This window comes from Martinezella sp. CNPSo 3890, from assembly GCF_057784455.1.
The window spans coordinates 72,024-90,702 of sequence record NZ_JBXSOR010000010.1 but is presented as its reverse complement, the minus strand read 5'-3'; the positions used below and the strand labels follow the sequence as shown (position 1 = coordinate 90,702).

The window sequence follows — 18,679 nt, the reverse complement described above, 5'->3', positions numbered from 1 at the left end:
CTTACTTACAATGTTGCGTCGCTGGAAGGTCTGCCGACGCTCGTATAGGCAAAGCCGTGCTTTGTGACCTCGTCATGGCGGTAGATGTTTCTAAGGTCGACGAGAACAGGCGCCTTCATGACGGATTTCAGCCGGGCAAAATCCAGCGCGCGAAACTGGTTCCATTCCGTCACGATGACGAGCGCGTCTGCGTCGCGCGCGGCGCTATAGGCATCCTCGGCATAGGCAATGTTGTCGATGACCAGGCGTGCATTGTCCATGCCTTCGGGATCGTAGCCCGTCACGGTGGCGCCGGCATCCTGCAGTGTCTGGATGATCGAGATCGCCGGGCTGTCGCGCATATCGTCGGTGTTCGGCTTGAAGGTCAGGCCGAGGACCGCGATCGCCTTGCCCCTGATATCGCCGCCCATGGCCGCGATTACCTTGCGGCCCATGGCGCGCTTGCGGTTGTCGTTGATCGACACGGTGGTTTCGATCAGGCGCACGGGGCTATCGTAATCCTGCGCCGTCTTGGCAAGCGCCAGCGTATCCTTCGGGAAACACGAGCCGCCGTAACCTGGTCCGGCGTGCAGGAACTTCGAGCCGATGCGGCCGTCGAGGCCGATGCCGCGCGAGACCTCTTGCACATTGGCGCCGACCTTTTCGCAGAGATCGGCCATCTCGTTGATGAAGGTGATCTTCATGGCGAGGAAGGCGTTGGCCGCGTATTTGATCAGCTCGGACGTGCGGCGGGAGGTGAAGAGCAGCGGCGCCTGGTTGAGGTAGAGCGGCCGGTAGACTTCGGTCATGACGCCGCGGGCGCGCTCGTCATTTAGGCCGATGACAATGCGGTCGGGACGCTTGAAATCCTCGATGGCGGCACCTTCGCGCAGGAATTCCGGATTGGAGACGATGGCGACATCTGCTTGCGGATTGGTTTCGCGCACAATGCGCTCCACTTCGTCGCCGGTACCGACCGGTACGGTCGATTTGGTGACGATGACCGTGAAGCCCTTGACGTGCTCGGCGATCTCGCGGGCGGCGGCATAGACGTAGGAGAGGTCGGCATGGCCGTCGCCGCGTCGCGAAGGGGTGCCGACCGCGATGAAGACGACGTCGCTTGCAGCAACGCTCGCCTCCACTTCCGTCGTGAAGGAGAGACGTCCGGCGCGGACATTGTCTGCCACGAGCTGCTCCAGGCCCGGCTCGAAAATCGGTATTTCGCCGCGCCGCAATGCCTCGATCTTGCTCGTGTCCTTGTCGACGCAAATGACATCATGGCCGAAATCGGCAAAGCAAACACCTGACACAAGCCCCACATAACCCGAGCCGATCATCGTGATGCGCATGAAATCTCAATCCTTTTGCTGGCGCCGGGCTTCGCATGAAAACGCAAAGGCGGCTAGGGCGATTGTCTGCGCTTATACACAGGATCGCAGGTGACGCCTATATGCGATGCTGGGTTTAGGAGGATTGCGACAGAAGTGTCACAAAAGCTTGGTTGATTTCCTGCCGTCCTATTCGCGTGATCGCCTTGTTTTCCAAGTGAAACGAAGCCTTTGCACTTTAAGCTTATCCTCCCATTGCTTGTGATTGGCAGCATGTTGTCACATGATGAATTTGGGCGCGGTCGTTCCATAGGGGCGGCGGTGTAGTGGGCGGTTCGGGACTATTGCATGAAATCGACTTTTGCCGTGCGGACAATGCGGGCTGGCGAGCTGGAGCTTGCTCTGGAATGGGCTCGGCAAGAAGGCTGGAATCCCGGTATTGACGATGCGCCCGCTTTCTGGGAGGCAGACCCTACCGGTTTTCTGATCGGCGCCATCGGCGAGGTGCCTGTCGGTTGTATATCGGTCGTTCGTTATGGTGAGGCCTTCGCTTTTCTTGGTCTTTACATACTGCATCCGGAGTTGCGTGGGCGGGGATACGGCAAGCAGCTCTGGAACAAGGGCATGATGCTTGCCGGCAATCGCATTGTCGGGCTGGATGGGGTCGTCGCGCAGCAGGAAAACTACCGGCGGCACGGTTTCGAGACGGCCTATCGGACACTGAGGTATGGCGGCATCCCCAAAGTGCCTGAGGTGGACGAACAGCAGGCAAGGCAGGTGATGCCGGTCGTGGACGGCAAGCTCGAAGCGCTGGTGCATTATGATGCGGAAATCTTCCCCGGGCTGCGTCATTCCTTCATCCGGGCCTGGTGCGGTGCTCCCGAAAGGCGTGCATCCTTCATCGTCGGTGGTGGCAGCCGGGTTCGCGGCTACGGCACGATCCGCCGCTGTTTCGAGGGTTACAAGATCGGTCCGCTTTTCGCCAACAAGCCGGAGGTTGCGCTTGCGTTGATGAGCAAGCTGCTTGCCAAGACCAATGGGCAGCCTGTGTATCTTGATGTGCCGGTCGATAATGCTCAGGCGATCAGGCTTGCGGAGGATTGCGGTCTGTCTCCGGTGTTCGAGACGGCGCGCATGTATCGCGGCAAGGCACCGGAAATCCCGCTCGATCGCGTGTTCGGTGTCACCACGCTCGAGCTCGGCTAGATCTGGCTCGTCCGACTGCTGGGAGCAGGCGGCAACATTAACGTTAACAAACGAATAACGGTCCCGCCGGAGGTTTAATCAACCTTAACGGCTGCTTCTTCGACCCAGCCGCTATATAAGTCCTGCGGGGGCGCCAAGGGGAAGTTGAACAATGATTGTTCATTTTCTGTTGGAGTCGGCTATGCATGTCATGGAAAGTATTAACCGGCAGACCTGGCGTAATCCCTGGGCCTTGCGCGACTATCGCCGCAGCAGCGGCTATCTCAACGAAGGCGAGCGTGCCGCCTTTGCTATCGCTGCCCCGCAGACGGGCAGGGGACGCATTCTTGATATCGGTGTCGGCGGGGGCCGCACCGCGCAGCTCTTGCGGGATGTCGCCAGCGACTACATAGGCATTGATTACACGCCGGAGATGGTCGCGCTCTGCCGAAAGAACCATCCAGACTTTCGGTTCGAGCATAGGGATGCACGCGATCTCTCGGCATTCCGAGATGCCAGTTTCGATATGGTCGTCTTCAGCTATAACGGCATCGATTCCGTCGATGCGGCAGGGAGGCTAGCCATCCTGAACGAGGTGGCGCGCGTTCTTGTTTCCGGCGGTGCTTTCGTCTTTTCGACGTTCCATCGCGGCTGGGGTGGCTTCGATCATCGCATCGACTATCGCCGGCTGGAATGGACATCCAATCCGGTGCGGCTCGGTTTGCGAACCCTGCGCTATGTCGAGGGCCGCATTTCCGGCACGCTGCGCCAGCGTCGGCTCAGACCGCTCGAAGAGCGAGATGGCGAACATGCGATCCTGCTGCATGGCGCCCATGATTTCGGTGTCATGGTCTATGCGACGACGCCGGCGCAGGTCCAGTCGCAATTGGCTGAGGCCGGTTTTGCCATACCGGTGCTGCTCCTCGATCTCGATGGCAAACCGATCGGTGCGGTGGCGTCGTCAGAGCATGAATATTTCCATGTCGTCGCTCACAAGCCGGGCCTTTGACAGGCAAGGCAATCGGCCAGATAAGGGTAATCTGGAGGCCCTGTCTGGCCGATGGCCGGGAAAATTCCTGTTGGAGGCGCTGATTCGTCATGCAAAAAGCCGAATCTCCTGAGACAACAGGGTCGCTTTCCCAAAAACAAAGCTTTATAGATGCGCGGGTTTGAGCAAGGCGCGCCGCCGCGCGCAGGAAGCGGGAATGGATAAATGACGAATGTTGTAGTGATCGGCTCGCAATGGGGTGACGAAGGCAAGGGCAAGATTGTCGACTGGCTTTCGGAACGCGCCGATGTGATTGTACGCTTTCAGGGCGGCCATAATGCCGGTCATACGCTTGTCGTCGATGGCGTCAGCTACAAGCTCGCGCTTTTGCCTTCCGGCCTTGTGCGCGGCAAGCTCAGCGTCATCGGCAACGGCGTCGTGGTCGATCCCCATCACTTCGTCGCCGAAGTGGAAAAGCTGCGCGCCCAGGGCGTTGCCGTTACGCCTGACGTGCTTCGCATCGCCGAGAATGCGCCCTTGATCCTGTCGCTGCATCGCGATCTGGATGCCATGCGCGAAGATGCCGCTTCCAATAGCGGCACGAAGATCGGCACCACGCGCCGCGGCATCGGCCCGGCCTATGAGGACAAGGTCGGCCGCCGCGCCATTCGCGTCATCGACCTTGCCGAGCCGGAAACGCTGCCGGCCAAGATCGACCGGCTGCTGACGCATCACAACGCGCTGCGCCGCGGCATGGGCGTCGACGAAATCTCCTTTGACGCCCTGCATGAGGAGCTGAGCTCTGTTGCAGAACATATTCTTCCCTATATCGACCAGGTCTGGCGGTTGCTCGATGAGCAGCGCAAGGCCGGTGCCCGCATCCTCTTCGAAGGTGCGCAGGGTGCATTGCTGGACAATGACCACGGCACTTATCCGTTCGTGACCTCGTCCAACACGGTTGCCGGCCAGGCGGCCGCCGGTTCGGGCCTCGGTCCGACGGCGCTCGGCTATGTGCTTGGCATCACCAAGGCCTATACGACCCGCGTCGGCGAGGGGCCGTTCCCCTGTGAATTGCATGACGAGATCGGCAAGCACCTGTCGACGGTCGGCCGCGAAGTGGGCGTCAATACCGGCCGTCCGCGCCGTTGCGGTTGGTTCGACGCCGTGCTGGTGCGCCAGACGGTGAAGACCTCGGGGATCACGGGGATCGCGCTCACCAAGCTCGACGTTCTCGATGGCTTGGACGAGCTGAAGATCTGCGTCGGCTACAAGCTCGACGGCAAGGAAATCGATTACCTGCCGGCAAGTCAGGCCGCGCAGGCCCGCGTCGAGCCGATCTACATCACGCTCGAGGGCTGGAAGGAATCGACCGTCGGCGCTCGTAAGTGGGCCGATCTGCCGGCGCAGGCGATCAAATATGTGCGTCAGGTGGAAGAGCTGATCGGTGCGCCCGTGGCGCTGCTTTCGACCAGCCCGGAGCGCGAGGACACCATACTTGTGACTGACCCCTTTGAGGGCTAAAGTTGCGTATCTATGACGAATCCCGGCCCGGCTGCACACCGGGCATCATGAGAAAGTACTGATGGCGGATTTTGTAGCAGTTATTCGACGGGCCGTTGACGGCCTGACGGACAATACTCCCGAGATGCGGGTCAAGGTTTACGATCGAGCTCGTGGTGCCGTGCAACGGCAGCTCGAGAGCATGAAGCCGCGCCCGCCCGAGGAAATGCTGCGCCGCCAGCTCGACAAGCTTGAGGCCGCGATCGTCGAGGTCGAGGCCGAACATGCAGAGGCCCTGCCGGGCGGCGAGGAGCCGCCGGTTGCCGAAGCGCCCGTGCCGCACGAAGAGGCCGCTGCCGAGTCCGTTCAGGACCATCATGCGAGCGAGGAAGTACATGCGGAAGAGCCTGCGCCGGCTCCCGCCGAGGCGCGTGCCTCTGAAGAACTCAGCGTCGCGCAAGCCGAGCACGAGCAGCATGCCTATGAGGAACCGGCCGCACCTGCCGAGCCGGATCATGCGCATGAGCACCAGCCGGCAGAGGAATGGCGGGAACCGCATCACGAAGAGGAGCCCTATGCTCCGGCCGCTGAACATGCCGGCGTCGAACACCATGCCGAAGTTCACGAGGAGCCGGCTCCTGAGCCGGTTTATCATGAAGAGCCGAAGGGTGATGGCAACGAGCCCCAGCCAGAAGAGGCACCGGCAGTCACTGCCGAGCCTGCCCCCGCGCCGCGCGTGCCGCTGCCGGCTGACGATGTCATAAGCCAGGTTGAGCAGATCTGGGCGGAGGTGGATGCTCCGGCTTCCCATGCTGCGTCCCAGCCGTCCGCCTCCCGCTACAACGAGCCGGTCATGCCGGCCGCAGCCTTTGCGGAAACACCCTTCGGTCAGCCCGTCGAGGGACCTGTCAACGCGAAGGCGGCAGCCACCAATACCGGCTTTGCCTGGGACGCGGATGTTTTCGAGGAAATGCAGCCCGCACCGGCTGCTCCCAAGCCGGCGCAGCAGTCGGCTCCGCAGATGCCGGAAAATGCCTTCGACGATGTCGATCTCTTTGCGGATGTGCATCCGTCCAGGAAGCCGGCGTCCGAGGCCGATGCCGCCAATGACGGCTGGCGCGAGCTCAAGGAGCTTGCGGGTTTCGACAAGCGTGCTGAAGACGAACGAGCCGGCGGCGCTGCTGTTTCGCCCGATCTCGATCAGGCGATGGCAGCGAAGCTACAGGGCCGCAGCTTCCGCATGGAGCCGAAGCGCCGTCGTATCAATGTCACCGGCATCATCGTCACACTCGTCGGCCTCGCAGTCGTCGGAGGCGGCGGTTACGCAGCCTGGCTGAATCGCGATGCGCTCAACAACATGGTGACGAAGCTCGTCAGTTCCGCTCCGAAGAATGCGACACCTGCGACTTCGGATACGGCAAGCAGCAATGCACCGAGCAACGGCAAAGCTGCAGCTGCCGCCCAGCAGGCGGCTGCGCCGCAGCAGACCAACACGGCCGCTCAGCAGCCGGCAGGCGCCGGCAATACGGATGTTGCGGCTTTGGGCAGCGACCCGAATACGGTCAATACGAAGTTCACGCAGCGTCTTCTGGCCAATGGCACGGAAGAGGACGAAGGGCCGGCTCCGAATGGGCAGCCCGGCGTCGTGGAAGGCAAGTCCGTAGCCGAGCAGAATGTTGCCTCTGCAGCACCTGCCGCCGCGGCAACGCAGCCGGCCGCCAACAATGCCGGCACCGCTGCTCCGCAGACCCAGGCGCCCGCAACTGCGGCGCCGAATACGCCATCCGCCTCGACGGATCAGCAGGCACCCGCTGCCAACCAGCAGCAACAGGCGACTGCCAACCAGCCGCCGCCCGTGACGCAGCAGACCGCTCCGGCAACCGATGGGCAGAAGGTTTTCCTTTATGAGGAGCGCCTCGGCCAGACGTCGCCCACGGCTTTCCAGGGCACGGTCACCTGGTCGCTACAGGAAGGCAAGGGGTCTGACGGCCGGCCTGAGCCTTCGGTGCAAGGTCTCATCACCGTCCCGGATCGCGGCTTGACCGCGACGATCACGGTATCGCGGAATTCGGACTCCTCGCTTCCGGCGAGCCATCTGATCGAGCTTGCCTTCCAGGTGCCGCCGAATTTCGAAGGTGGGGCGATCGATAACGTCCAGCGCGTTGCGTTGAAGGCGACCGAGCAGGATCGCGGCGATGCGTTGATCGCGGTACCGGCCAAAGTGACCGACGATGTCTACATGGTCGCGCTCAATGATTTCCCGGATGCACGCAAGACCAATCTCGATCTTTTGAAGAGCCGCAACTGGATCGATATTCCGGTGGTCTATCGCAATGGCCGTCGCGCGCTTCTGACCATGGAAAAGGGGCCGACCGGTACGGATGCCTTCAACAAGGCGATTGCGGAGTGGCAGGCTCTCGGCGGCGTTGCCTCAAGCGGCCAGTAAACCAACCGGACATCGATGACATGCAAAAGGCGGGCTCCAGGCCCGCCTTTTTTATCCGTCAAATCTTCTAAGCGGCAGCTGTTACGCGGTCGCCTCGACGACACGCAACGCCTTGGCGCGTTCCAGCGCATCCTTCTGAACGGCTTCCTGCACCTTTTCGAAGGCGCGAACCTCGATCTGTCGCACGCGTTCGCGGCTGATGTCGAATTCGGACGACAGGTCCTCCAGTGTCACCGGCTCGTCGGCGAGGCGGCGTGCCTCGAAGATGCGGCGTTCGCGGTCGTTCAGGACGCCCATTGCGCGCGCCAGCATGCGGCGGCGCGTGTCGAGCTCGTCCTGTTCGATCAGCACGTCTTCCTGGCTGTCGTGGTCATCGACGAGCCAATCCTGCCACTGGCCGGAATCGCCTTCGGAAGCCTTGATCGGCGCGTTCAGCGAAGCGTCGCCAGAAAGGCGGCGGTTCATCGAAACGACCTCTTCTTCCGAAACGTTCAGCTTGGTGGCGATCTCGGTGACATGCTCGGGCTTCAGGTCGCCGTCGTCGATGGCCTGGATGCGGCCCTTCAGGCGGCGCAGGTTGAAGAACAAGCGCTTCTGGTTGGCGGTCGTGCCCATCTTCACCAGCGACCACGAGCGCAGGATGTATTCCTGGATCGAGGCCTTGATCCACCACATGGCGTATGTTGCTAAACGGAAACCACGTTCCGGGTCGAACTTCTTTACAGCCTGCATCAGGCCGACATTGCCTTCCGAGACGACTTCGCCGATCGGCAGGCCATAGCCGCGGTAACCCATGGCGATCTTCGCCACGAGGCGCAGATGGCTGGTAACGAGCTTGTGGGCCGCCTGACGGTCGGCATGTTCCGCATAGCGCTTGGCGAGCATGTACTCTTCCTGCGGTTCCAGCATGGGGAACTTGCGGATCTCGTCGAGATAACGATTGAGGCCGGCTTCTCCGGCAGCGATGGACGGTAAGGTATTACGGGCCATGATTGTGCACCCTCCTATTCGAGATTTGGTTCCTTCTGGGGGCGTATTTTGCGCGCCTTCTGCGAAGCGGACCAAGGCGTACGGGTCCTGCGACCCCGCACTTAACCAATGTAAAGATAAGTACGGCGAAACGGTGATTCAAGGATGCGGTCACGCAAGTGTTATAGCGGCGTGACCGCAGGTCTCGCCGGAGCATCGCCCTTGGGATTATCCTCCCGAATTGTCCGGTGCCATGTGGCGCGGCCATATCGACCTCCCAAACGCGGTCGCGTTTTCGGCCAGCACAGGCGCTCGGACTTCGGTCCTTCATACACGATATTATAGGGCGGGAGGCGGCAGGCGTCCAGTCATTGTGATGTTCGGCGCCTATTCCCTGAGCGCCGCCGCCAATTCTTCCATATCCTCAGGCAAAGGCGCCTCGAAACGCATGATTTCGCCGGTGCGGGGATGCTCGAATTGCAGCATATAGGCATGCAGTGCCTGGCGCGTGAAACGATGGACGGCCTGTTTTGCGGCTTCCGGCAGGAGATTGGCCTTGGTCTTGAAGCCGCCGCCGTAAACGGCGTCGCCCAGCAGCGGGTGGCCAATATGCGCCATGTGAACGCGGATCTGATGCGTTCGGCCGGTTTCCAGATGGCACTCGATCAATGAGGCGAGGGCGGTTGCGTCCGGTGTCTCATGGAAACGCTCCAGCACCTCGTAATGCGTGATCGCCTCGTCGGCATCCTGCGAATCCGGACGCTTGACGGCGCGGCGCGTGCGGTCGCTGCTCGATCGGCCGAGAGGGGCATCGATCGTGCCGACAAGCTGGCGGGGACGCCCCCAGACGATCGCCTGATAGGCGCGCTCCAGAGAGGTCGTGCGGCCATGATCGGCAAATTGCAGGGAGAGATGCCGGTGAGCCACATCGTTCTTGGCGACGACCATGACACCGGTCGTATCCTTGTCCAGCCGGTGCACGATGCCTGGGCGGCGAACGCCGCCGATACCGGAAAGGCTGTTGCCGCAATGGTGGATCAGGGCATTGACCAGGGTTCCGGTCCAATTGCCGGCGGCGGGATGAACGACCAGTCCGGCCGGCTTGGAGATGACGATGACATCGTCGTCCTCGTAAAGCACGTCGAGCGGAATATCCTCGCCCTGAGGCGTCGGATCTTCCGGTTCGGGCAACATGATCTCATAGACGTCGCCGGGGCGCACCTTGCGCTTGGCGTCTGTTACCGCTGCGCCCTTGAGCGTAACGGCGCCGTCCTTGATGAGGCCTTGCACGCGGCTGCGGGAAAATTCCTCGCCGATCTCCGCTGTCAGCCATGAATCCAGCCGTCCTTCGGCATTTTCATCGGCGGTTAGGACTTTTCTATTGTCCGCGGCTTCTTTAAAGGGGTCGCTCAAACATATTCTCCGGCGCACAAAGCGCTCTACTGGAAGCAAGGACGCATCGATGACGAATCTCGAGCCAGATGATCAAGAGGAAAAGCCCCTCGATCCGGCCTTGGAGAAAGTCCGACGCAAGATGATCCGCCTGCAGATCGTCTCCGCGGCCGTCATGGTGGTGAGCCTTATGGCCGTCTTCGGCGCCGTTGTCTACAAGACGATGAAGCCAGCGGCGAAGCCCGTGGGGCAGGCGGCTTCCGGCATCCCGTCCGATGCCCCGGTTGCCGTGACGGCATTGCTGCCGGCGGGTTTCACGGTACAGTCCACGGCGCTATCCGGCAATCAGGTGCTGTTCTACGGTACGCTTGCCGGCGGCCAGCGCCAGGCTATCGTTTTCGACTATGGTATCGGCCGCATCGTGGCGACCATAGCGCTGTCCAACTGACGGCATGACGATGACGAGCGCGCGGCTCATCGAGATAACGCATCCCGACGATCCGCGCATCGCCGAATTCCGCAATATCCGTGAACGCGATCTGACCGGTCGAGAGAACCGGTTTATCGCGGAGGGGACTGTCGTGCTGCGGCTTCTCGCCGGTGCGCATGCGGCAGCCGGGGATTTCCTCGCTGAGAAAGTGCTGTTGCTCAAAAACCGCGTGGCCGGGTTGAGCGATATCATCGACACCTTCCCAGCGGATGTCCCGATCTATGTCGCCGAAGCCGAGGTGCTCGATGCTATTGTCGGCTTCCATCTCCATCGCGGTGTTCTGGCGCTGGGGCGAAGAACAGCTGAAGACGAGACGAGCGGCCTATTCGACCGCCTCCCAAAGAAGTCGCTGGTGCTCGTCGGCTGCGGCATTTCCAATCATGACAATATGGGTTCGATGTTCCGCAATGCCGCGGCCTTCGGCGCGGCTGCGGTGCTGCTCGACGAAAGCTGTTGCGATCCGCTTTATCGCAAGGCGCTGAGGGTTTCGGTCGGATCGATCCTGACCGTGCCCTATCGCCGGCAATCAAGCGGCGTTCAGCTGCTTGCGGGGCTTGCCGAGCATGGCTTTGCGATCTGGAGTCTGTCGCCGCGAGGTGCGGTCGATATTCGCGATGTCCCGGCTTCGGAGCGCATGGCGCTCGTGGTCGGCACGGAAGGGGAGGGCTTGCCGGAAAGCATTCTCTCCGCCTTCGGCAGTGTGCGGATTCCGCAGGCGCCGGGATTGGATAGCCTCAATGTCGCGACGGCGAGCGGCATCGCCCTTTTCGAGATGGCCGCGAAGAACGGGCGCATCTGAGCGGGTTGCCCCTTGGAGCTTACGGATGCTTCGGCAGTATGGCGGCGACGCGGTCGGCTAGGCTGATGCGCGCGCCGGGTTCGGCGGCCTCCTGATCCTTCGGCAGGAGATCGAAGATCGGCGAGCCGTCGCCTTCCTTAAGTGCCGTCAGCGCCACCATGTTGGCGGCGATCTTGGCAATCTCCTCGCGCATGGCATCGTCATGCGCTGGCGTGCGGGCCTTCAGCAGGCGGTCCGATAGGGCCGCCGCGCGATTGCGAACCTCTTCCGTCATCTGGGCGATTTCGTCTTCCACTTTTCGTTCCGGTTCCGCCATCTGCGGCGGCTCGCTTATGGTTCCTTGCTCACCGGCGCTGCCCGCAATTATCGATGCGGCAGCGAGTTTCGGCGTTCTTGTGGCCCTCTTCGGCGGTGTGAGGCCAGCGGCGCGCAGCGCCTTGCCGGCTTCCTTCGATTCCTTGATGGCAGCCTCCAGCCGCTCCCTCAGGCGAACGACATCCTGGGCGTGGCGTTCGATCGCGGTTTCCTTGTCGGCGCTGCCGGCAATCTCGCGGTTGAGGCGTTCCTCAAGCCGCTTGTTCTTGTCGCTTTCCTGGCGTAGCGATTGTTCGGCATCCGCGGCGCGCAGGCTTGCCGCATTCAGCTCCCGGCGCAGCGTATCGCGCTCGTCGCGTAATGTGTTGATGCGCAGCTTCAGACTCTCGATCTCGGTTTCGCGGGCTGCCAGATCGATCCTGAGATTGTCGGCATCGGCACCCATTTTCGTCATCCGTTTGCGCAGGCTGTCAATATCCGCCTCTTTCTCGGCGCTGGCCTGCTCGGCGGCGTGGATGCTCGATTTCAGCTGGCTGATATAGCTCTCTTCCTGGCGCAGACGCGAGCGCAGTTCGCCTGCCTCCACCTCCAGATCGTCGATGCGCGTCTGCAGCTCCCCGCTTGCGGCGGAGAGCCGGCTCGCTTCCTGCTGAAGTTTGCCATTCTGAATCTGCAGCGCAACGGTCTTGTCACGCTCCTGCGTCAGGGCATGTTCGGTTCGCGCGTTTTCGGCTGCGAAGAGCGCGCGCGCCATGTCTTTCTGCGCGCGCACTTCCTGCGGGCTCAAGGGCATAGTCGCCTTCAAGCGTTTCTCGGTGAACCAGACGATGCGACGATGGATTGCCGGCGCGATGAGAAAGACCAGTAGAGCGGCCGTCAGAAAGCCCAATCCGAACAAGAGAGCAAATTGAATCACGACGCAGCCAGTATCCTGGAGTTATGTTCGATATCGATAAAATGATTAATCATGGGTTAGCCATGCGGGCAAGCGTTTAACGCGGATATGGTTTATCGGCGCGGAGCCGGTTTTGCGGAAAGAAAAGGCCCGCAACTGAAGCGGGCCAAGGCGTGGGCTGCTTGGGAGATCGTATCAGAGGATCGGTTCAGAAAGGATTCCAGGTCGGGTTCGGCGTGACTTTGAGATAGCCCATGTTGATGCCGAGGCGTGCGCCAAGGCCGGTGCGGATCGGAACGAGCACGATGTTGTTGTTCTTCAGGACAGTCATGCCGAAGCCGGCAACCACGAATGCCTGGCCGCTGACGCCGCCGAAGCGGGTGTAGACGCTGTTGATGCTCGGCAGATCATAGACCAGCATCATGACGCGGGTGCCCTGGCCGCCGTAGTCGAAGCCGAGCGATGGTCCCTGCCAGTAGAGCGGATGCTCGCCGGCATTCTTGGTGTTGAGCTGGCCTTCGCCGTAGGTCAGGCCTGCGAGGAACGCGCCGGAACCTTCCTGACCGAGGATGTAGCCATTCGGCAGGCCATACTGCTGGAAGGCGCGCTCGACCACCTTGGCAAGGCCGCCGCTGGTGGAGCCGAAGAAGGAGTGGCCGGCATCGACGATTTCCTGGGCCGAATATTGATTGGTGGGCGCGGCAGCGGCCTGACGGGCCGGCAACGCGAAACTCACAAATGCGACAATGGCCAGAATCAGGCCGAGGCCGAGCGTTCTGGTGCCGGGGCTTGGCATTCTCTTCAGGAATTCATAGCGCATGGAAGTCTTCCGTTCATCATGGTCGGTGCAACAGGGACGAATAGGCGACGCATTCGCCTGAATGCGCCATGCATGGCACGCCCCCATTTTTTCAGACCATTTCGCCCATCTCTCGCAGGACGAATCGCGTGCGAAAAAGTCTGATGGTGATGAATGCATTTTGCGTCGATGGTCTTAACAATCGGTTTACCAAATATGGTGTCATTATGGCGCGCGGTACACTGGCTGCGAAACCCTCGAGCAACCTTACCGTGGCAAGGTGGAACTACTCGCTTTGCCCTGTCAGCATTCAGGAGACAATGAATGTCGAAAAATCCCAATCTCACTCTGACCGGACCGGATCTGGCCGCGCTGCTGTGCAGCCGCGTCTGCCATGATGTGATCTCGCCGGTCGGGGCGATCAACAATGGCCTGGAGCTGCTCGACGAGGGTGGTGCCGACGCCGATGCGATGGATCTGATCCGCACCAGTGCGCTCAACGCGTCCGTCCGCCTCAAATTCGCGCGTCTTGCCTTTGGCGCGTCCGGTTCGGTCGGCGCGTCGATCGACACCGGCGAGGCGGAGCGGGCCGCCAAGGATTTCGCCGCCGCCGAGAAGAAGACCGAAGTCAGCTGGGTCGGTCCGCGCGCGATCATCGCCAAGAACCGCGTGAAGCTGCTGCTCAATCTCTTCCTCGTTGCCTATGGCGCCATTCCGCGCGGCGGCAATATAGAGGTGACACTCGAAAATCCCGAATTCGAGGCAAAGTTCACGATCACCGCCAAGGGTCGGCTGATGCGCATACCACCGAAGTTCGCCGAGATTTGCTCCGGCACGCTGGAGGAAGCCATCGATGCTCACTCGATCCAGCCCTATTACACGGTTCTGCTGGCCGAGGAGAGCGGCATGGAGCTCTCCTACAATGCGACTCCGGAGGAATTAACCTTCGTAGCGACCATGGCTGCCCAAGCCGCGGAGTAAGCGGCTCGATCCATTGATGTGTTAGCCCGCAGTCGGTCATCGGCTGTGGGCTTATCTTTTCGTGTATCGAAAATTCTGTGCAATCTTTGAGTTGTCCGCTCAATTGATAATGTAGCGGTAACGAATCCTTAGCTTGCTGCTCCTATCGTTTCAATTTGAAGCCGACATCGATGATGGCGGCTGATGCCAGGGAGCTCACACATGCAGCGGTTCATGATAACGGATACATCGGATGTCGTACGCAAGGTCGGCAAACGAATCCTGTCCGAGCTGGATTTTCTCGTGAGCGAAGCCGGAGATGCGCGCGAAGCGCTGATGCGCTGCCAGGCCGAAATGCCAGATTATCTGATCGTCGATGCCGGCATGGAAGGGGCACTCGAGCTCATCGCCAGCATCCGCGCCATGCCCGATGGCAAGGACGTGAAGATCTATTACTGCGTTATCGAGGCCGACCTTCGCAAGCTGATGGCCGGAAAGCGCGCGGGCGCAACGGATTTTCTGCTGAAGCCATTCGATCGCAAGATCCTGACGGCCATCTTCGGCAATCGCGCCGCGGCCGCCTGATTTCAACGAGACACATAGAAACAGAGATAGCCGCCCTTCGAGGCGGCTATTATTTTGCGCTGCGCTGACGCCAACAAAAAATCCCGCCTCGAAAGACGGGATTTCTGTGTGTCGGCGGTAAAGGCGGGGAGGCGGCTCAGGCGCTTTCGGCGAAATCGCTGCTGTCGGGCTCGCGCAGCACATAGCCGCGGCCCCAGACCGTTTCGATGTAGTTGGCGCCGCCGGCGGCATTTGCCAGCTTCTTGCGGAGCTTGCAGATGAAGACGTCGATGATCTTCAGTTCCGGCTCGTCCATGCCGCCATAGAGGTGGTTGAGGAACATTTCCTTGGTGAGCGTCGTGCCCTTGCGCAGCGAGAGCAGCTCCAGCATCTGATATTCCTTGCCGGTCAGATGCACGCGCTGACCGCCGACTTCGACGGTCTTGGCGTCGAGGTTGACGATGAGCTCGCCGGTCATGATCACCGACTGGGCATGGCCCTTGGAACGGCGGACAATGGCGTGGATGCGGGCGACCAGCTCATCCTTGTGGAAAGGCTTGGTCATATAGTCGTCGGCGCCGAAGCCGAGGCCGCGAACCTTGTCCTCGATACCGGCCATGCCGGAGAGGATGAGGATCGGCGTCTTGACCTTCGAGAGGCGCAGCGTGCGCAGCACTTCGTAGCCGGACATGTCGGGAAGGTTGAGATCGAGAAGGATGATGTCGTAGTCGTAGAGCTTTCCGAGATCGACGCCTTCTTCACCGAGATCGGTGGTATAGACGTTGAAACTTTCGGATTTGAGCATCAGCTCGATGCTCTGCGCTGTCGCGCTATCGTCTTCAATGAGTAGAACCCGCATAATTGTCCCCTTTACCGCCGCCGAAAGGTCGTCAGCCCCTTAACGCGATACCGATCAAATCACTGCTTGATTTGGAAGCTGCCATGCAATGGTTAACAAATTCTGATTCACTCTGGCAAGTCGTATCGAATTTATTAAATAATTTTTCCATTGCACTGTTTTCCAACGACAATCAGTAAAATCGACTCCTAAAGTATTGCATTAACAACCAACGCCAAGTGATTCATCTGACTCACCAATGCCGACATGTCGAATTCCGACCACAACATTTACCGAGCCTTAAATCATTGCGCCTATCATTAACGATGCCCGTAAACGAAAGGTTACCAGCGGTAGGCTTTTATTAAGATCGCTGGAAATTTTTTTAACCAAGCCGTCTCAAAGCGGTTCGGCGAACGGGAATATCGAGAGCCGGGGTCTCGCATCACGGGAGTAATGCGTATGAAGTCACGTGAGAGCCTTGTTCGCCTGAAAGAGTTTCAGGTGAACGAAAAACGCCGTCAGCTGCAGCAGCTGCAGATGATGATGGCGGAATTTGACCGCATGACGAAGGAACTGGAAAGCCAGATCGTCGTCGAGGAGAAGAAGTCCGGCATTTCCGATCCGAGCCATTTTGCCTACCCGACCTTTGCCAAGGCTGCCCGCCAGCGTGCGGACAATCTGCAGGTGTCGATCCGGGAGCTGCAGGTTCAGGAAGAGGCGCTGGAAAATTCGCTTGAGGAAATGCAGGCCGAATATGCCAAGGCCGCAGCGCTTGAAGAGCGTGATGGTTCGGGTCCGGCGCGGGCACGCGCCTGAGATCGCAATTCCGTCTTCTCCTTCGGATCAAGCATGATTGCGTTCCGGTACGGAGCTTATCTTCGGAATGCGAAGAGTATGATGGAAGCGCATGAAGGCTGCGCATGACTGGCCGTGACGGGGCCGGCCATGCGCAGCTTTTGCGTTTTCGAAGATAATCCGACCGATTGGACGGATTTTGTCCCGCTCGGTCATGCGATGCGCGCGTGCGACGCGTGCTACCGTACTTAAAGCACCGCGTTTTAGAGATTAACGACGTCGCGCCAGTCATCATGACGTTGCGCCTGAGCCTTGAAGAAGGGACAGAGCGGGATGATTTTCCAGCCGCCACGGCGCGCCTCTTCGACGGCGTGAAGCGCCAGCGCCTGGCCGACTCCCTTGCCACGCAGGGCATCCGGCACGCCGGTATGATCGACGATGATCAGCTTGGGAGACGTGCGGGAAAAGGTCATCTCCGCCTCGTAGCCTTCGACCGTTGCAACATAACGGCCGCCGGATGCATTGTTTTCGTTGCGGATATCCATGATTTTCTCCCTTGTCGCATCTGATGCAACGAGGATTGCATGTGCTTGGACGTCTGCCAACCGTCGAGATTGTTAACGGATCGTCTCCGTTTAGGTTGATGTCAAAAATATGGAGCGGCCAAGCCCTTTAGCGTAGGCGAGGCGAGCAATGCGCAGGTGCCCTTCAATAAAATAATTCGGGCCTCTTTCGCAAGAAAAGAGGCCCGAACACAAAATAGAATAAAGGTGGTGCTGTCGCTGCTGTCAGTGGCGATACTGCTGTATGCGGGTCGTCCGGAGGCCGGCAAGGCCATGGGTATTGATGGACGACTGCCAGGAGAGGAACTCTTCGACGGTCAACGTATAACGTTCGCAGGCTTCTTCCAAGCTGAGCAGACCACCACGCACGGCGGCGACAACCTCAGCTTTACGACGAATGACCCAGCGGCGCGTATTCGGCGGCGGAAGGTCTGCTATCGTCAGCGGGCTGCCATCGGGGCCGATGACATACTTCACTCGGGGACGTATCATTTCGGTCATTGGACTCTCTACACACACTCAAGACCACGTGTGGCACTCTAGCTTGCCACATTTAAAAATTGCCTAAGCACATGGTAAGACTTTGCTAATAATTTTAATCAATGTGGCGAAGTGCTGATTTGCGTATGTTTCGCCTAAGAAAAATGCGCAAAAGCCCCTGTTATTTCAGGGAAAATCGCATTCATTCTATGATTTTTTGTCAGTGAAAACTTACGCTTTCGGGCCGAAATTAGCCGGTCCGCTCCGCTACTGGCGCGCTCAAGAAAAGCTGCAGGAATTGTTTTTACTTGCAAAAATAAACTTACGCCGAGACGCCGTGCTTCTGTCCGCCCCAGCAGATGAAGTGTGGATTGGCGAAGTCGGCGTCCGCGTACTGGTCGGTCTTGCCGTAGGTCAGAAGGCCACCCTCGACTGTGACGGTCTTGCCGCCCGCCGCCCGCAACACGGCATCGCCGGCTGCCGTATCCCATTCCATGGTCCGGCCGAAACGCGGATAGACATCTGCCTTGCCCTCAGCGAGCAGGCAGAATTTCAGCGACGAACCGATCGATGTACAGCCGGAAACCGCATTGTCGGTGAGAAAGCCTTCGGTTTTCGCATTGCTATTGCAGCGGCTGGCAAGCGCCGTCAGCTTGGCCGGCGGTTCACGCACCGCAATATTGACGCGGCTGGTAATGGTAAAATACTTGTCCACCATCAGCTTGCGCGCCCTGCCGGGCTCGCCAGTAAAGGCGACGCCGAGCGCCGGTGCGTAGACGATGCCGATGAGAGGAATACCGTCTTCGATATAGGCGATGTTGACGGTGAATTCATCGCGATGCTCGATGAACTCTCGTGTGCCGTCGAGCGGGTCGACGAGAAAGAAGGCGCGGCCGCGCACATCCGGAATCTTGCCGGCTGAAACCTGCTCTTCGGCAATGGCCGGGATATGCGGAAAATCGCGCTCGAGGTGTCTGAGAATGATGTGTTCGGCCCGCTCGTCGGCCAGTGTGACGGGGCTCATGTCCTGCTTCAAGGCAACGGAATAGCCGGCACGATAGACCTCCAGGATGGCCCTACCTGCCTCAAGCGCTGCCTTTTCAAATGTTGCAAGCATGTGCTTCTTCGTCTTCCGCGCGCAGTCCGCGCCTAAACTCTCCGGACATTATATATAAGAATATATAAGAAGTTGCGATTGCGAAGTTTAGACTTCCGATGCCCCCGGCTTTCCTGGCCATAGCGCTTGCGCGAGGGTTTAGCAACAGCGGTCCGGAAAGGCAGGCCTTTTGGCAGGCTGGCCATGTATCCCTTCCGCAGCGGATACCGTCCATCACTGCGCATTCGGAAAAGATCATGTTCTGTTTGCGAAGCTTTTTCGCTCTTTCGGGACT

The 18,679-nt window shown here is 59.9% G+C and carries 18 protein-coding genes; 9 read left to right on the top strand and 9 right to left on the bottom strand.

From position 1 onward, the window contains the following. Positions 1 to 5: 5 nt before the first annotated feature. Positions 6 to 1,328, bottom strand: a complete 1,323-nt coding sequence (locus AC13RC_RS21955; RefSeq protein ID WP_113395477.1) for a UDP-glucose dehydrogenase family protein — start codon at positions 1,326 to 1,328, stop codon at positions 6 to 8. Between the two features lie 327 nt (positions 1,329 to 1,655). On the opposite strand from AC13RC_RS21955, the gene AC13RC_RS21950 reads away from it, so the two are divergent. The 4 genes from AC13RC_RS21950 to AC13RC_RS21935 all read left to right on the top strand — a co-directional run bounded on the left by AC13RC_RS21950 (position 1,656) and on the right by AC13RC_RS21935 (position 7,426). Continuing rightward, positions 1,656 to 2,513, top strand: coding sequence for a GNAT family N-acetyltransferase (locus AC13RC_RS21950; protein ID WP_488558386.1), 858 nt, complete (start codon positions 1,656 to 1,658; stop codon positions 2,511 to 2,513). A gap of 190 nt (positions 2,514 to 2,703) precedes the next feature. Beyond that, on the top strand, positions 2,704 to 3,501 hold the full coding sequence (locus AC13RC_RS21945) for a class I SAM-dependent DNA methyltransferase (protein ID WP_488558385.1): 798 nt from the start codon (positions 2,704 to 2,706) through the stop codon (positions 3,499 to 3,501). A gap of 204 nt (positions 3,502 to 3,705) precedes the next feature. Then, a complete protein-coding gene (locus AC13RC_RS21940; RefSeq protein WP_112720775.1) occupies positions 3,706 to 5,001 on the top strand; it encodes an adenylosuccinate synthase in 1,296 nt (431 codons plus the stop codon). Positions 5,002 to 5,062: 61 nt separating this feature from the next. Next, positions 5,063 to 7,426 (top strand): hypothetical protein, encoded by a 2,364-nt coding sequence (locus AC13RC_RS21935; RefSeq protein WP_488558384.1) that lies wholly within the window; start codon positions 5,063 to 5,065, stop codon positions 7,424 to 7,426. 81 nt (positions 7,427 to 7,507) lie between these two features. On the opposite strand, the gene rpoH is transcribed toward AC13RC_RS21935, so the two are convergent. Further along, positions 7,508 to 8,416 carry an RNA polymerase sigma factor RpoH gene (rpoH, locus tag AC13RC_RS21930; protein ID WP_069611726.1) on the bottom strand — a complete coding sequence of 303 codons (909 nt, stop codon included), beginning with the start codon at positions 8,414 to 8,416 and terminating at the stop codon, positions 7,508 to 7,510. A 366-nt stretch (positions 8,417 to 8,782) separates the two neighbouring features. Further along, positions 8,783 to 9,808 (bottom strand): RluA family pseudouridine synthase, encoded by a 1,026-nt coding sequence (locus tag AC13RC_RS21925; RefSeq protein WP_145316287.1) that lies wholly within the window; start codon positions 9,806 to 9,808, stop codon positions 8,783 to 8,785. 49 nt (positions 9,809 to 9,857) lie between these two features. On the opposite strand from AC13RC_RS21925, the gene AC13RC_RS21920 reads away from it, so the two are divergent. Continuing rightward, entirely contained in the window at positions 9,858 to 10,235 is a 378-nt protein-coding gene (locus AC13RC_RS21920; protein ID WP_113389067.1) for a hypothetical protein, read from the top strand. Positions 10,236 to 10,245: 10 nt separating this feature from the next. Further along, positions 10,246 to 11,076 (top strand): TrmH family RNA methyltransferase, encoded by an 831-nt coding sequence (locus tag AC13RC_RS21915; RefSeq protein ID WP_113389306.1) that lies wholly within the window; start codon positions 10,246 to 10,248, stop codon positions 11,074 to 11,076. Between the two features lie 19 nt (positions 11,077 to 11,095). Here the strand turns inward: AC13RC_RS21915 and AC13RC_RS21910 are convergent, their stop codons facing one another. Continuing rightward, positions 11,096 to 12,307: a hypothetical protein gene (locus AC13RC_RS21910; protein ID WP_488558383.1), complete on the bottom strand. Its 1,212-nt coding sequence runs from the start codon at positions 12,305 to 12,307 to the stop codon at positions 11,096 to 11,098. A gap of 187 nt (positions 12,308 to 12,494) precedes the next feature. Then, entirely contained in the window at positions 12,495 to 13,106 is a 612-nt protein-coding gene (locus AC13RC_RS21905; RefSeq protein WP_113330258.1) for a DUF1134 domain-containing protein, read from the bottom strand. A gap of 303 nt (positions 13,107 to 13,409) precedes the next feature. Between AC13RC_RS21905 and chpT the strand changes: the two genes are divergently transcribed. Both chpT and AC13RC_RS21895 read left to right on the top strand, forming a co-directional pair. Further along, on the top strand, positions 13,410 to 14,066 hold the full coding sequence (chpT, locus tag AC13RC_RS21900) for a histidine phosphotransferase ChpT (protein ID WP_113351612.1): 657 nt from the start codon (positions 13,410 to 13,412) through the stop codon (positions 14,064 to 14,066). Positions 14,067 to 14,267: 201 nt separating this feature from the next. Next, positions 14,268 to 14,630 carry a response regulator gene (locus AC13RC_RS21895; protein WP_112334930.1) on the top strand — a complete coding sequence of 121 codons (363 nt, stop codon included), beginning with the start codon at positions 14,268 to 14,270 and terminating at the stop codon, positions 14,628 to 14,630. 136 nt (positions 14,631 to 14,766) lie between these two features. On the opposite strand, the gene ctrA is transcribed toward AC13RC_RS21895, so the two are convergent. Next, entirely contained in the window at positions 14,767 to 15,468 is a 702-nt protein-coding gene (ctrA, locus tag AC13RC_RS21890; RefSeq protein WP_069611718.1) for a response regulator transcription factor CtrA, read from the bottom strand. A gap of 441 nt (positions 15,469 to 15,909) precedes the next feature. Here ctrA and AC13RC_RS21885 point away from each other — a divergent pair, with 441 nt between their 5' ends. Next, positions 15,910 to 16,266, top strand: coding sequence for a flagellar export protein FliJ (locus tag AC13RC_RS21885; RefSeq protein ID WP_075851407.1), 357 nt, complete (start codon positions 15,910 to 15,912; stop codon positions 16,264 to 16,266). A 242-nt stretch (positions 16,267 to 16,508) separates the two neighbouring features. On the opposite strand, the gene AC13RC_RS21880 is transcribed toward AC13RC_RS21885, so the two are convergent. The 3 genes from AC13RC_RS21880 to cysQ all read right to left on the bottom strand — a co-directional run bounded on the left by AC13RC_RS21880 (position 16,509) and on the right by cysQ (position 18,405). Beyond that, positions 16,509 to 16,790 (bottom strand): GNAT family N-acetyltransferase, encoded by a 282-nt coding sequence (locus tag AC13RC_RS21880; RefSeq protein ID WP_113395470.1) that lies wholly within the window; start codon positions 16,788 to 16,790, stop codon positions 16,509 to 16,511. A gap of 243 nt (positions 16,791 to 17,033) precedes the next feature. After that, on the bottom strand, positions 17,034 to 17,309 hold the full coding sequence (gene sciP, locus AC13RC_RS21875) for a CtrA inhibitor SciP (RefSeq protein ID WP_004107124.1): 276 nt from the start codon (positions 17,307 to 17,309) through the stop codon (positions 17,034 to 17,036). Between the two features lie 301 nt (positions 17,310 to 17,610). After that, the gene (gene cysQ, locus AC13RC_RS21870) at positions 17,611 to 18,405 is read right to left on the bottom strand and encodes a 3'(2'),5'-bisphosphate nucleotidase CysQ (protein WP_488558382.1); all 795 of its coding nucleotides are present in this window, start codon (positions 18,403 to 18,405) and stop codon (positions 17,611 to 17,613) included. Positions 18,406 to 18,679: the final 274 nt, after the last annotated feature.